This window comes from Psychrobacter sp. Pi2-1 (assembly GCF_904846645.1).
Taxonomy (GTDB): Bacteria; Pseudomonadota; Gammaproteobacteria; order Pseudomonadales; family Moraxellaceae; genus Psychrobacter.
Window position 1 is genome coordinate 190,855 of record NZ_CAJHBO010000001.1, and the last position, 15,386, is coordinate 206,240.

The window sequence follows — 15,386 nt, forward strand, 5'->3', positions numbered from 1 at the left end:
TTAGCCCCTTATTAACAGTGCAAATACTTCTCAAAACTGTCTCGTTGTAATTTTTTAATGATAATAATTATCATTAGTGTTATTATTAGCATCCTTATAAATTTGCTTTAACTGTTACAAATAATATTTAATCATTTTAGTCCAAGAGGAAATCTGATGCGGTCTCATCTAACCACTAACGTCATTCGCAAAAAATATCTCACCACAGCAGTACAAATTGGCCTGATCATGGGTATGAGTCACGCCGCTTACGCTGTAGAGACGACAAACAACACTGAAAACGATGAGGCTGCTACACCATCAGCTACCTTAGATGCTATTACCGTCTACTCAGATGGCTATCGTAGTACTGGCACCAAAACTGCATTGGACCCAAACGACGCACCAATGAGTTATACCAGAATCGATCAAGACCTGTTGCAAAAGCGTCAGGCAGATAGTGTCAATGCTGCATTACGTTATGAACCAGGTGTAAGCGCTGAGAGCCGCGGTACAGTCTCTATCTTTGACGAATACAACATTCGCGGATTTAAGACCTATTCAAACTTTTATGACGGTCTAAGACTGCCTTATGATGGTGCGTGGAACCTGATGCCTCAAGTAGATATCTATGCGACTGAAGCAGTAGAAGTGGTGAAAGGCTCAGCATCTTCACTGTATGGCTATGCTGCCCCAGGTGGCATGGTGAACCAAATAGCAAAAGCGCCTAAGAGCACTCAAGAAAACGAAGTACAGCTACGTCTCGGTAATCAAAACCTAAAAGAAGTGGCCGTCGATAGCACGGGGCCTATCACAGACACTTTGGATTATCGATTTGTTGCGCTAAAACGTCAAAAAGATGGCCAGATGGAAACCACGGAAGAAGAGCGTTTATTGGTAAACCCATCGCTTAAGTGGCAAGCAACTGATGATGTGTCTGTACTTGCTAATCTGTTTTATCAAGACGATCCAGAGATGGTACCATCTACCCCATTACCTGCTGTCGGTACTGTCTATAATGCAAGCTATGGCAAACTCGATAGTGACGCTTATGCAGGCGATGAATGGAATAAGTTTAGTAAAGAAGTATTTATGCCAAGCGTCACCGTAAACTGGGATATCAATGATAAGTTGACTTTTAAACATATCACGCGCTATACCGACGCCGAAGCAGAGCAGCGTAATACGTATCACTCTTTAGAAGGATTTGTGCCGGGTAGTGACACGACTCTAGATCGTATAGCTTACACAACCGATGAAAGCATGAACAACTGGACCACGGACAACCAACTGGCTTATCAATTTGATATCGTCGACACTTCACATAATTTGCTGTTCGGTATTGAGTATCAAGAGACGGATAGCGACGCCACTTACTACAATGCTGGGGCGGCTGGTACGCCAAACATAGATCTGTCTAATCCAGACTTTTCGCAGATCGATACCACCACGTTACCATTAGACGCTTATCGCCAGACACAAGATATTGAGCAAAGTCAGCTTGGTTTTTATGTGCAAGACGAAATGAAGTGGAAAGACTTAACAGTCGTAGCAGGTCTACGTCATGATGATTTTGAGAGCACTACTGAAAAAACCGAAGCATCTCAAGGTATTGTTTATAGTACCGAAACATTTGGTAACGATGCATCAGAAACCAGCGGACGTCTTGCTGCTATCTATGATTTTGATAATGGCTTATCGCCGTTTGCTAGCTACTCGCAGTCATTCCAGCCAGTAGTCGGTAGTAACTTTATTACTGATGAGCCGTTTGAGCCAACCACTGCCGATCAGCTAGAGGCCGGGGTGAAGTACTTGTCAAAAGATCGTGCCACTCAAGGAACACTTGCTGTATTTGACATCACACAAAAAAATGTCGTGGTGTCAGATTACGTTAACTATAGAAATCAAACCCAAACTGGTGAAATTGCATCTAAAGGCTTTGAGATATCAGGCAGTCATATGTTAAATGACTGGGTAGACGTGGCCGCAAGCTATAGCTACACCGATGCTGAAATTACAAAAGAAGAGATTAACCCTGATGTAGTCGGTAACACCCCTGCCCAAACTGCCAAACACAAAGCCACGCTATGGGCAGACTACTATGCCACAGACAAACTCACTCTAAATGCTGGCATTCGCTACGAAGACGGTATGCAGATTGACAAGCAAAACTCTGATGACTTACCCAGTGTGACGCTGGTAGATGTCGGCGGCAGCTATCAGATCAACCCTATGCTGGCTGTGGGTGCTAGTATCAACAATCTGTTCGATAAGACCTATGTTGGTGCTTGTTACGACATCAATAACTGCTGGATGGGCCCTGAACGTCAAATGACAGTCAGTCTAAAAGCCAACTTTTAATCAAATTTATCCGCAGCGGGTTGGTTCTATTAGCAAGCCAACTCGTTGTTAGAAGGAAAGCACAATATGGCAAAACCTACTCCAAGAGTACTAGAAGTTATTGGCACTAGATACATTACGCCAAATATGTGCCGCATCACGCTTGGCGGTACTGGCATGGTTGATTTTCCTATCGATCAAGAAAGTGCTTATATCAAACTGATATTCCCTCAAGATGCAGGTAGCCGCCCACTGATGCGCACTTATACGGTAAGCGTGCAACGTGATGACGCAATAGATGTTGATTTTGCTTTACATGAGACGGAAGGACCTGCATCGGCATGGGCACGAAATGCGCAAGTCGGCGATCAAATTCTGATAGGTGGTCCAGGGCCAAAGAAGCTCATCAACAATGAAGCAGATTGGTTTTTATTAGTCGGTGATATGACCGCTCTACCAGCGATTACGGTTAACTTAGCCCAGTTACCTACTGAGGCTCGTGGTTACGCAGTACTTGAAGTGACGACTGAAGCAGATCGTCAGACGCTCAAAAAACCAGAGAATGTCGAGATACATTGGGTGATTAATGCGCATTCAAATGCAGACGATAGCCCTTTACTGGACTGTGTTAAATCTTTGAACTGGCTTGATGGTCAACCTGCTGTTTGGACAGCGTGTGAATTTCATAGTATGCGTGCACTGCGTCAGTACTTCAAAGTTGAGTGCGCGATACCAAAGACGCATTTATATATTTCTAGCTACTGGAAAGTGGATAGCACAGAGGATCAGCATAAAATCGTCAAAAGTCAGGATGCGCAAACGGAAGATCAGTAGTTACGTATTTCGAAACAAAAAAGGTGGGGCTAATATTAGCCCCACCTTTTTTTATCAATCATTATCTATCACGCTTCGACCACCTTTTCTTCTTTTACTCTACTAATCGTCAGCCCCGTGAACCCGAATAGCAGCGTCAATAGCAGTGACAAATAACAGAAGAATGCATAAGGCAAGTAATCTAATACTGGCACCCCTAACGCCTGACTGATAAACACCCCGCACACACTCCAAGGCACTAATGGATTAATCACCGTTCCCGCATCCTCAATCGTCCGCGACAAATTCTTTGGATGTAGGTGTAAACGCTCAAACGTCGACCGGAATGCCGTACCTGATAATAGAATACTCAAATACTGCTCACCAATCAGCACGTTAATGCTTAGTGCCGACATCGCTGCCGCAAATATCGCTCGTCCTGATGTCGTCAATGTGTCTTTAATACCAGATAACAGTGCTGGTAGAATCCCTAATGCCGTTAATAGACCACCTAAGCTTAATGCCAGTATCACAATCGCCTGAGTAAAGAACATACTCTGTACACCGCCACGCGACAGCATACCACCTACTTCCCCTAACTCTAATGACTCAGCAGGGGCATACCCTCCAAACAGATAGCCGCCTAACTGACCAAAGCTTGGTGAGCTATGTACATAAGTAATGATCAGTGCCGCAGCAATCGTACAGATAATCGTATAAATCGCATTAACCCGAAACAGTGCTAGTCCGACTAATACGACAAAGGGTAATACCGAATATCCATGTACCAAACCACTGTCTATGAGCTGACCTTGCAATATGGTCACTTGACTCAGATCAGCACTGGTCGTCTGTCCTGAGAACATCCAAAACAAGATCACCGTCAATATCCATGCAGGTACTGTCGTATACATCATATTACGAATGTGCTCAAACAGATCAATACCAACGACAGAGGACGCAATCGTACAAGTATCAGACAAGGGCGACATCTTATCACCGAAGAACGCCCCTGATACCACTGCCCCTGCTGCTATCGCCACATTGGCATCAAAGGCATTGCTCATACCAATAAAGGCTACGCCAAGCGTTGCTGCAGTCGTCAAACTACTACCCAAAGCAATACCGATAATAGAGGTTAAGATAAAGGCGGAGATATAGTAATACTCAGGTGAGATCAGCTGAAAGCCTACATACATAAGCGTAGGAATCGCTCCTGACATCATCAGAGCCGCAACCATCAGTCCAATAAAGAAGAACAAATAGATGGCACCAATACCGCGCATGACACCTGAGGCCATTTGCGCTTGCATGTCATCAAAGCTGAGTCCTTTGTACATACCGATCGCCAGTAGCACACAGATAGCCAAGATAAGAGACAGGTGCGGCACCCAGCCAAAGCCGATCATGGTGATGCCCATGATACCGATGACGATGGCGGATATGATAAAGGCGAGCTTGGCACTGATTAATGTAAGCGGTTTTGGTGGCATGACACATCCTTAAAATGCCAGTAAATACTGGCACTAAATTGGGTTTGATTTTAATTTTAATGGTAGAAGTATGGTTAAAGTGATTTGCTAGTGAAGCAACTTATTACTTACCGATTAAGTCATCGGTTTTAGCTGCCATGACAAAATCATTGCGATGCAAACCCTTGATACTATGCGACCACCAAGTGACCGTAGCCTTACCCCACTCTACCAATATCCCCGGATGATGCCCATCTGCTTCAGCGATGTCTGCCAGTTGATTGGCAAATGCCATTGCTGAGACGAAGTTTTTAAATTTATACTGACGCTGCAACTGCTGAATACCATCCACCTCAATTAATGACCAATCAGGAATTTGCGGTAATAGTTCTTGTGCTTCGGCTTCATCAACTTTCGGTGCGCCAATGTGGCAAGCTTCGCAGCTGTTTTGTGATAGTGCTGTCATAATAAAATCCTTTTATAGTGGCTGTTTTCGATGTCAGTTTTTAATGGTTGTTTTGATAGCTAGTTTCTAATACTCGTACGTTCATGTTGATATAGCTTTGCTGCTACCTCAATATTCCGCACTGAAGTGTTTGTTTTCAGGTTTAATTTTGAATTGACGTTTTTAACGAGTTTTTTCTGGATAGGTCGGCTCAAATAGTCCAAGCGACATAGCTTTTTTGACCGCACCCATAATGTCACTATTGACGATATCAAATAGCGTATCTAATTCATCAATGACATAGTAGATCGGCTGTATCTGATCAATACGATAAGGCGTACGCAACACATCAAGCAAATCAAACGCTCGATGTTCTGGTTGAGACTGCGGCTTATTTTGAGCGACTGAAAGCTCTTGCGGCATCCGATCAAGTGCGTAGACTGTTTCAGAAGGTGAGCTTAATATACCGCCGCCATAGATTCTACGATTTTCTATGCGATTGCCAACCAAGCCAAACTCAATGGTAAACCAATACAATCGTGCTAAAAACCAGCGCTCCTCTTTCGTTGCACTCAAACCAAGCTTACCATACGTTTCATTGAAGGCTGCAAACGCAGGATGGGTCAATAGCGGACAATGCCCAACGATTTCATGGAAAATATCAGGCTCTTCAATATAGTCCATGTCCTCAAATCGCCGAATAAAAGTCGCCACAGGAAAGGACTTATTGGCCAGCAATTTAAAGAATTTACCAAAGCTGATTAATGCAGGGACAGCCGCGGTTTGCCAACCTGTCGTCGCTTGCAATACCTCATCGATATCATGCAACTGCGGTATATGCGCCGTCGGTAAATTTAACTTAGTCAAACCCCCTAGATATGCAGTACATGCACGATTGGGCGTTTGTTCCGCTTGACGTGCCAGCAGCGCTTGCCACATCGCATGCTCATCATCACTATAGTGAATATGACCATTGCTATCTGGCTGGTGTGAGATATACGGCTGTTTTTTATTTGTCGCGTTAGAATGACTGGACGCATCGTCGCTTTGCTTATTAGTCGCAACGCTATTAGTACCGATGGCAGTATTAAGAGAATCTATCTGTGATAGGCGTTCCATGCCTGTATTCCTTTTATCGCAATGAGAGCATTACCTTTGCAATATGCTTTTAGGTAATGCACTTATTAAGGACAACACAAACTCCCTTTGTCTTGTCCATTGATTAAATGTGGTCTAAGCGTTAGGTAGCTTTATAGCGTTTCAGTCTCTGGCTGACCGACTGTGCCGCGACGTACTTGGTCGCGCTCTATCGACTCAAACAACGCTTTAAAGTTACCTTCACCAAAGCCGTCTGCATAATCGCCTTTACGCTGAATAAACTCAAAGAATACTGGGCTACCCAAAATAGTTTCAGAGAAAATTTGTAGCAGCAGACGCGGTGCACCGCCTTCTGTCGTGCCGTCTAATAAGATGCCGCGCGTTTGTAAGTCAGCAACATTTTCACCATGGTTCGGTAAGCGCTCGCTCAGCATTTCATAGTACGCAGCATTTGGTGCGGTCATGAGTGGAATACCAGCCGCTTTTAGCTTATCAATACTGGCAAACAAGTCATCACTGGCTAGCGCAATATGCTGAATACCTTCGCCATTGAAGTGCATTAGGTACTCTTCGATTTGACCACCGCCCTGCTTGGCTTCTTCATTCAATGGAATACGGATTTTGCCATCAGGTGCAGTCATGGCTTTACTGGTTAGTCCCGTGTACTCACCTTTGATATCAAAGTAACGAATCTCGCGGAAATTAAAGATACGCTCATAGAATTTTGCCCAGTACGCCATGCGTCCACGATAGACATTGTGCGTTAGATGGTCGATAACTTTGAAGCCATAGCCGACAGGGTTTCTGTCGATATCTGCAAAGAACTCAAAGTCGACATCATAGATAGATTCGCCGTCTTTATAGCGGTCAATCAAATAGATTAGTGAGCCGCCAATGCCTTTGATAGCAGGCAATCTAAGCTCCATCACCCCAGTTGGCACATCTACTGGCTGCGCACCCATTTCAACCGCAAGCTCATATGCTTTTTTGGCATCTTTTACCCGAAAGCCCATGCTACAAGCACCAGCACCATGCTCTTCAACGAAGTAACTGGATTGGCTTTTTGGCTCACGGTTTAAGATAAGGTTGATATCACCTTGGCGATATAGCGCAACGTCTTTTGAACGGTGATTGGCGACATGGGCAAAACCAAGCTGCTTAAACAATGCGTCGACTGCATCAGGCTGCGGAGAAGCAAACTCGACAAAATCAAATCCATTTAGTCCCATTGGGTTGTCAAATAAATCTGCCATTGTAATTATCCTTAATTTCAATTGGTAATAGAAAATCGATGAGTGGTAAAAGTCGATTATTAGTAAAAGTCTATAAAACGATTAATAATCAATCTTTATTGTTGACGTTGTATTTATATTAGATTAGCTTTATTTATAAGACTAATTGTTTTTTATGATTTATTTATCAGGTTTACTTATGAATATCAGCATTCGCCAATTGACCGCATTTATCAAAGTCGCTGACAACGGCAGTTTCACTCGTGCCAGCGAACAGATGTATTTGACTCAATCTGCTGTTAGTGGATTGATTAAGGAATTAGAGACTGGCCTAGGTATCGTGTTGTTTGATCGCACCACTCGCCAGTTGTCTCTGTCAGCAGTAGGACGGCATCTACTACCGCAAGCACGGCGTATCTTGAATGAGATGCAGCTGTTTGAAAATGAAGCGAGTAGCTTGACCAGCTTGGCACAAGGTCAGGTGCGCTTGGCGGTATCACAGTTTGCAGCATCTTCCCTACCTGCCGTCATCGCTCAATTTGCCAAAGAATATCCAAATATTGGCGTCTCACTATTGGACTGTTCAGCCGAAAATTTACTTAAGCATATTCAAGATATCGAAGTCGATTTAGGCGTTGGCACCGAGCTTGGTTTTATAGAAACTGAAGATGACATCGGGGCTGACTTGTTATATCAGCTACCATTTTGCGTGGTTATGCCAGACAATCATGCACTGGCACAAAGAGACGAAATCACTTGGCAAGATTTATTAGAAACGCCGCTGATTACCTTGCAAGGTCCGTTCCTTGAGCAAGTAACCGCAGAGCTCGACGACTCTATCTCCGCTCATGTTCAACAAGCCCGCTACAAGGTAAACTTTATGTCCACCGCGCTTGAGATGACGCGGCAAGGTTTCGGCATTACCTTATGCCTACCCTACATGCCTGAAGTTATTGATTGGGTCAGTGCCAATGGACTGCTGATGCGACCACTCACTCAACCAGTCAAAATGCGGCAATTTTTTATCTATCAGCGTGCTTCACGGGCGCTCTCTCCGGCGACGATTGCTTTTAAGCAGTTTTTGCAAACGTATTTTGCGACCCATTACAACGACCTACATCACTCTGACTCATCATCTAGCGAATGACGTATAGCATGTCAAATGCGCTTGATAAGCATAGAAACAAGCTATTTGGCTATTTATTTTATTAATTGTCTTATATAACCCACTCTCGTGTTGAGTTCAGCCGCGATTTGCTCTATGATTTTCGGCTGCTCGATTTATATTTTTATAAGGAAATGGCATGTTTGAACGTATCGATTATTACGCTGGTGATCCAATCTTAGGTCTTATGGAAAAATACTCAGCAGATAGCAATGACAGCTGCAGATCCTGCTGAAGCAGTCACACCATCCGCATTAATAGTATAGACATCTTGTCCTGTGTCACTGTCGATTGAGAAATCAACACTAGAAACATTGGTTCCCTTTAAGACTTTGGTTCTGGCAGCGGCAGACGAGCTACTTAGTTGACTGACATTGACAGCATCATTTGGGTCTTCACCGTTATCAACATTGATAATCTTTTTGTTACCAGCATCGATACCACCAGACCTTGTTACGCTTGGACCACCAATAATTGTTAAACCATCCATGGTTAGAACAGTACTAGGAATACCTAGTGGACCATTCACCAATACTCCTAAGCCATTAACTGATGTACTAGCCAGTGCATTACCGGTTCTAACACCTAAACCATCTACAGTTGTACTAAAGTATGAGTTACCTGTTGTTAGACCAGAGCGATCAAGTGTCGTGGTATCACCAAAACCGAACGGAGAGCTTGAACCCATTTCTACACTACCGTTATTACCTAGGTCTAAGTTATTGTTGAGTTCGAACGAGACATCATTACTAGTAGTGTCTTTAGAAACAGTGATATTGCTGTTTTTACTGTTGAAGTCAACTGAATCTCCAGGTCCTACCGTACTTGCGGTAGCACTATCACCTTGTGCGCTGATATCCCAGCCTCTATTGGCTGTTTCTGTCACGACGTTTAGCTGCCTGACGTTGACAGCATCCATAGGTGCATCACCATCATCTACATTGACGATTCTGTTGCCGCCATTATCCAGACCTTCACTATTCACACGAACTGTACTATCAGCAAAGCTAGCACTAGTAAAAGTGACATCTTCTGCTGTAGCAACTTTAATGCCACCATCCTCGGCACTAAGAACAATGTTATCTCCCGTTAGGAAATTAGCCGTATTATCCGTTTTATTGAGCGTTTTAACATCAACACCGTCTATTTGAGCAATAATGGTCTGCATGGCACTGTCTGCTTTAACTAGACTGGCTTTGCTATCAGCACTTAAATCAACAGCGTAATCAGTGGTGTTAGTTGTATCATCTTTTTCACCTGCGGTAACTGTAACAGCGGCAGATCCTGCTGAAGCAGTAACGCCATCAGCATTAACAGTATAGACATCTTGACCGTTACCACCTGTAGACTTCACAACACCCGCAATATTAGTACCTGCGGCGACCTCTGTTTTAGCGGCAGCGGAGGCACTATTGAGCTGACTGACATTGACAGCATCATTTGGGTCTTCACCGTTATCAACATTGACAACCTTTCTATTACCAGCGTTGATACCACCAGACCTTGTTACGCTTGGACCATTCAGAATGGTTAGACCATCACTGGTCAACGTGGCATTAGATGGGTTAAAAGGGTTTATACCTGTTACGGTCACACCAGCGCCACTAACTGTAGTTACACCGCCCATCGCTAGACCACCTGTGATCATGCCCAAGCGATTAACTTGAGTGCCACCGAAGATATTACCTGTACTGACACTGCCGTTATTACCTAGGTCTAAGTTATTATTGAGTTCAAATGAGACATCATTACTGGTTGCTTCTTTAGAAACAGTGATATTGCTATTTTTACTGTTGAAGTCAACTGAGTCACCAGGTCCTACAGTGCTTGCAGTGGTAGCATCACCTTGTGCACTAATATCCCAGCCTCTATTAGCAATGTCTGTAACAGCTTTTAGCTGAGATACGTTCACTGCATCAGTGTCTGCTGAACCACCTGCAACGTTAACGATACGACGTTCGCTTGCAACAGCGCCTACTGAGACTGTGCCATTATTTACATCAGCAGCGACGTTGGTTAAGAAAGATGCGCCACTTTGTACCGCCCCAATAGAGTTTTGACCTAAAGCCACGCTGTTTAGAGCATTTGCACTAGCACCTTTACCGAGTGCCACACCGCCTTGCGCTTTAGCTTGTGCATCAAGACCAATTGCAATGGTGTCTTGAGCCATGGCTTTTGCTTGATAGCCTATCGCAACCGCACGACTTGCGTTTCCGTTTGTGGCTCTTTGACCTATCGCCACTGAATTAACACCCGCTTTGGCCTCCTGACCACCAGCAAAGCCGTTGAACGAAGATCGCGCACCTTCACCGATAACGGTTGCATTTGCGTTTGCAAATGCGCTCTCTCCAACAGCGGTTGCATTATTACCTTTTGCATTGGCATTCGAGCCAACGGCAAGAGCGTCAGTACCTGTTACTGACGTGGTGTATGGCTGTGCACTGCTAGAACGAATAGGAAAATCAATGCCAGCAACGATAGTATCTAACGCTTTTAATTGAGATACGTTTACTGCGTCACTGTCTTGAGTACCTGCTGCGACATTTACAATTTGGCGAGTACCATTAGTAGAGCTACCAACAGAAACTGCACCAAGGCCTGTACTATTAGTTGCTGTAATAGCTGTTTTGTCTATGACACTAGCACTTGATGGAGCAAAGCCAACCGCACCACCTGCAACGTTAGCTACAGATTGTGATCCTAGCGCCACGCCATCTTGAGCATTAGACTGAGCGCCAGCACCCAGTGCCAAGGCCCCTTTTTCAGTAGCAGAGGCAGCCACACCGAACGCTGATGACGCGGTTGCAGCAGCATTCGCATGCGTACCTATTGCAGTTGCAAGATGACCCGCCGTACGAGCTTTGACACCAATTGCTATGGAAGCTGCCCCGCCCGATTCAGTATTTCCTGTATATGGGTCGCTTGCATCCAGTAGATCTCGACCCGCATATTCATTAAAAACCGTATTGACTGTGCCACTGTTTAGATCAGTGCTAGTGATACTACCGTCGATATTGTATATCGATGCTAAGTTTAGGTCATCGCCACCGATGGCAATAGAAGAGCCGCCTCTTGAAACGACATTGGCACCAATAGCAATAGATTGTTCACCACTTGCCAGCGTCTGTTGTCCAAATTCAGAGCTACCAATAGCGATGGTTTGGCTGCCAGTCGCCTTTGCGTTGCCACCCATGGCCATAGCATTATAACCTGTTGCACCATCGTTATTGGCATTGCCAATAGCTTCAGAGTCAACACTATAATATTTAGTCTTATTATCCTTGACTATATTAACCAGCCTATATAGCTGCGAGCCATTAACTGCATCTTTACTCCCTGCCATCACAGCACCATTGGATACATTGGTGATTTTGTTATTGCCATTATTTAGGCCACTATTGCTCAAAATGACACTATTAGCTGGATTTATGGCTGTAATCTTAATGCCAGAGTTATCGACTAAGGTATCACCCGTTTTAAGACTACCATCAGTCCCTAAATCGACATTTTCATCGAGCTTTATCGTTAGCGACTTATCATGTCTATTGGCAGTCACGCTAATATTTTTGGTATTGGGATCGCCAGTGACCGTTTCTCCACCCTGCACCGTTAGTGTTTGGTGAAGGAATGAATTGGTATGTATTTTAGGCGTTGGGTCGTCACCAACAAAGTAGGTACCCAATGCATTCACCTGCATGCCAAAGCCAGCAGCTAGTAGCCCAAGCGCTATAGTGCTCAGACGTAACGTATGGATAACGGACAGGTTAGACGTTGTATTTATGGTAGCGTTAGAGCTAACGCTAGATTTGGAAGATTTGCCACGTCCCTTCGCGTATTCACCAACGGCGGTAAAACAACTTAAGGCTTCATTCCAGATGACTTTATAGATGCGGTTCATGATGCGTACTCCCTTACAGACTTGTCAGATTTAAAAAATCAGAGATAAGATCTATGTCAGAGAGACGATGTGACAAAATAAAACGGGTTATAAGCTTAGAATAACGAGACCTTGTCCAAATAATAGTTGTAGTAGTCTTTAAGGAATAAGACGTTTCGTTTTGTATAATCTTTATCACTCTCTGTATATATTAGTATTACCGAATATATACAGAGAGACAATACCGTTCATCCGTGTTTTGGTACCGTTCGTCGTTTATATTCATATAAACGAATATAATTACTTTTAATTTTTGTCTATTTATAATAAATTACGTTGGTTTTAAAAAGAGTCAGCTTTTATCTACTACTAAATATGCGCTTATACACATTACAAATACATGATAAGCGCATATTGGTTACATAATTTGTTTCTACATTACTTATCTTTTTATCTGCTAGGTAGCACTATTTGAACCACCAACCCTTGGATACCATCTTGGCGGTTATGAGCATCGATATATCCTTTATGCGCCATGACCACAGCATGAACAATAGCCAATCCAAGACCATAGCCGCCAGTATCACGATGCCGAGCAGTATCGAGCCGCACAAAGGGATGGAAAATACGCTCTAAGTCTTTGTCTGCGACACCGCCACCTTCGTCTGTTATATTAATTTGAACAGCTGATGCCTTATTGTTCATTTGTATTGCTTTGATTTCCGCAATCACTGTCGAACCCGCTGCCGTGTGCATAAAAGCATTGCGAATGACGTTTTCAAGTGCGCTATACAACTGCTCTGCATTACCTTGGACGGTCCAAAAACCTTCCAAATCATCCAACGCTGAGGCTACAGGCGGTTGCCATTGCCAATGTACGTCTTTATGTTGAAACTCAAAGCAGACATCCTCTCCGATATTGCTAATGATGTCGGATATATCGACTGCCTCACTCTCCAAATTATCGACGGTATATTGCTGCATTTGCAGAGATTGAATATGAATGATTTGCTCAATCAGCTCATTCATTCGTGTAGATTCTTTATCGATACGGTCCAGATAACGATTGGCATTGGGCGCAAAGTCTCGAGTCAGCTCAGTCGCGACATCCAGACGAGCAAGCGGCGAACGCAGCTCATGTGAGATATCACTAAGCATTTGCTTACGTGCCAACTCACTGTCTACAAGCCTTGTCGATAGATGGGCGACGTCTTTGGCAAGTAACCCCAACTCATCATCGCCCATCTTGGACAGTTCTGGGTTGGCTTGATAATTACCATCAATCATACGGTGTACGGTATTTTGTACACGGCCAATTCGCTGGGTCAGCGTACGACTGAGCCATATGCAGACCAATACACTAAAGATAACGATCAATAGCAAACGTATTGGAAAATTACCGTGCTGTAGCTCAACTACGTCCGAAAAACGTAGGTGCGGACGCAACTGTATGATAATTGACTGACCATCAGGTAATTCAACAGACATATCAGCCAGTTCAGGACGAGTATCGATATCAGCTACTGCTGCACTACTTGCTGTTCTTGGCTTTAGGAATTTTTGCCAAAAAGACGGCTCAATTTTCGGTATTTCATTGTCGTGTTCACGAAGTCTATTGTCAGCATTGCGACCTTCTAGACCATAAACGCTATTCTCTACTCTAGGTGGCCTAGGTGGTATTTGCTGCAACGGTTGTATCGCACGATCCATTAGCCGCCGACCACTTTGCAACTGTCCTTGCGCACGATCGTCTTGGTCACGGTAACGCGGGAATACAATAGCGCCCTGCTCATCATAGACTCTGATTTGATTCATCAGCTGTCGGTCTTGACGATACATCTGCCTGACAGAGTCTACATCACCAGCCCGTAGCGCCGCGACCATCTCTTCACGCTTTATCAATAGACTATCGATTTGTACGTCCATACGAGAGGTCAGCTCTTTTTCAGCCAGCCAGCGCTCTACCACGATGGACAGTACAGAGGTGATTAAAATCGTCAGTAATAGGCTCAGAAACAGACGCCAGAACAGAGTAATACGCACCTTAAACTTAGGTGCTTTTTTGAGGGTCTGCTCAGCAGCTTTCATCGATATGTCCGTCATTACAGCACCAGTTGATAACCTTTTCCACGCACCGCTTTTATTGGCTCATCGTGGAAAGGCTGAAGTTTTTTACGTAAGCGAGATACGTGTACATCGAGGCTACGGTCAAATGGCTGTAACTCACGCTGCAAGACATTTTCTGACAACCATGCTTTACTTACCACCTCCCCTTTTTGTTTGAGCAGAGCCACGAGCAGATCAAACTCTGTACCAGTGACTTGCAGCGTTACCCCATCTATCTGGCAGGCACGTTGATTTTGATCGAGATGCAAACGACTTTCTGGCAACGGAGTATGCTCTGATGCGGTTGTATTGGTACGTTTAATCACTGCATTGATACGCGCTAGCAGCTCTCGAGGGTTACAAGGTTTAGTGATATAATCATCAGCACCAAGCTCTAGACCAATAATACGGTCAATCTCTTCCCCTTTTGCTGTCAGCATAATGACTGGAATATCGATGATATTTGGTAATTGGCGCAGCACACTTAACCCATCCAGTTTTGGCATCATAATATCGAGTACGAGTAAATCATAAACCGTATCTTCGTGTGCCACTGCCTTGAGTCGTTGTATGACTGCTGCACCATCATGCACGCAGTCACAGCGAATGCCATGATTGTCCAAGTACTCTTGCAATAACTGAGTCAACTCTTCGTCGTCATCGCCTATCAAGATGTTTGGCATGCTTCTCTCCTTTAATTTTTATTTATCTCTATTCAATCCAATCACTCTATAGTAATCATGACGCAATAAGTCCACGTACAAGTGTCATTGTGATATGGTTAGCAAAATTGCCGCCGTGGCATTTTTATTGTCGGTAGACTGTAGTTAACCATATTATCAGGCAAGCACTTGCCAAT

General features: G+C 44.1%; 10 protein-coding genes and 2 pseudogenes. 3 read left to right on the forward strand and 9 right to left on the reverse strand.

All coding sequences use genetic code 11. The features are described from left to right. Positions 1-156 precede the first annotated feature (156 nt). Both JMX91_RS00715 and JMX91_RS00720 read left to right on the forward strand, forming a co-directional pair. Entirely contained in the window at positions 157-2,340 is a 2,184-nt protein-coding gene (locus JMX91_RS00715) for a TonB-dependent siderophore receptor (protein WP_201547231.1), read from the forward strand. Between the two features lie 66 nt (positions 2,341-2,406). Beyond that, positions 2,407-3,153: a siderophore-interacting protein gene (locus JMX91_RS00720; RefSeq protein ID WP_201547233.1), complete on the forward strand. Its 747-nt coding sequence runs from the start codon at positions 2,407-2,409 to the stop codon at positions 3,151-3,153. 68 nt (positions 3,154-3,221) lie between these two features. On the opposite strand, the gene JMX91_RS00725 is transcribed toward JMX91_RS00720, so the two are convergent. The 4 genes from JMX91_RS00725 to hppD all read right to left on the reverse strand — a co-directional run bounded on the left by JMX91_RS00725 (position 3,222) and on the right by hppD (position 7,400). Next, positions 3,222-4,625, reverse strand: coding sequence for a Na+/H+ antiporter NhaC family protein (locus JMX91_RS00725; protein ID WP_201547235.1), 1,404 nt, complete (start codon positions 4,623-4,625; stop codon positions 3,222-3,224). A 103-nt stretch (positions 4,626-4,728) separates the two neighbouring features. Further along, the gene (locus tag JMX91_RS00730; RefSeq protein WP_201547237.1) at positions 4,729-5,070 is read right to left on the reverse strand and encodes a 4a-hydroxytetrahydrobiopterin dehydratase; all 342 of its coding nucleotides are present in this window, start codon (positions 5,068-5,070) and stop codon (positions 4,729-4,731) included. A 162-nt stretch (positions 5,071-5,232) separates the two neighbouring features. After that, a complete protein-coding gene (gene phhA / locus JMX91_RS00735) occupies positions 5,233-6,168 on the reverse strand; it encodes a phenylalanine 4-monooxygenase (RefSeq protein ID WP_201547239.1) in 936 nt (311 codons plus the stop codon). Positions 6,169-6,299: 131 nt separating this feature from the next. Continuing rightward, a complete protein-coding gene (gene hppD / locus JMX91_RS00740; protein WP_101204482.1) occupies positions 6,300-7,400 on the reverse strand; it encodes a 4-hydroxyphenylpyruvate dioxygenase in 1,101 nt (366 codons plus the stop codon). A gap of 178 nt (positions 7,401-7,578) precedes the next feature. Between hppD and JMX91_RS00745 the strand changes: the two genes are divergently transcribed. After that, positions 7,579-8,526 carry a LysR family transcriptional regulator gene (locus JMX91_RS00745; protein WP_201547240.1) on the forward strand — a complete coding sequence of 316 codons (948 nt, stop codon included), beginning with the start codon at positions 7,579-7,581 and terminating at the stop codon, positions 8,524-8,526. 217 nt (positions 8,527-8,743) lie between these two features. On the opposite strand, the gene JMX91_RS13445 is transcribed toward JMX91_RS00745, so the two are convergent. The 5 genes and pseudogenes from JMX91_RS13445 to JMX91_RS00760 form a co-directional block, all read right to left on the reverse strand. Then, a complete protein-coding gene (locus tag JMX91_RS13445; protein WP_413786760.1) occupies positions 8,744-9,712 on the reverse strand; it encodes a hypothetical protein in 969 nt (322 codons plus the stop codon). 32 nt (positions 9,713-9,744) lie between these two features. Further along, positions 9,745-9,955, reverse strand: a pseudogene (locus JMX91_RS13450) (hypothetical protein); the annotation flags it as partial. Positions 9,956-9,961: 6 nt separating this feature from the next. Further along, a pseudogene (locus JMX91_RS00750) lies at positions 9,962-12,442 on the reverse strand (ESPR-type extended signal peptide-containing protein); the annotation flags it as partial. Between the two features lie 429 nt (positions 12,443-12,871). Then, the gene (locus JMX91_RS00755) at positions 12,872-14,509 is read right to left on the reverse strand and encodes a sensor histidine kinase (RefSeq protein WP_201547242.1); all 1,638 of its coding nucleotides are present in this window, start codon (positions 14,507-14,509) and stop codon (positions 12,872-12,874) included. Positions 14,510-14,523: 14 nt separating this feature from the next. Further along, positions 14,524-15,210: a response regulator transcription factor gene (locus JMX91_RS00760; RefSeq protein ID WP_057759848.1), complete on the reverse strand. Its 687-nt coding sequence runs from the start codon at positions 15,208-15,210 to the stop codon at positions 14,524-14,526. Between the last annotated feature and the right edge of the window lie 176 nt (positions 15,211-15,386).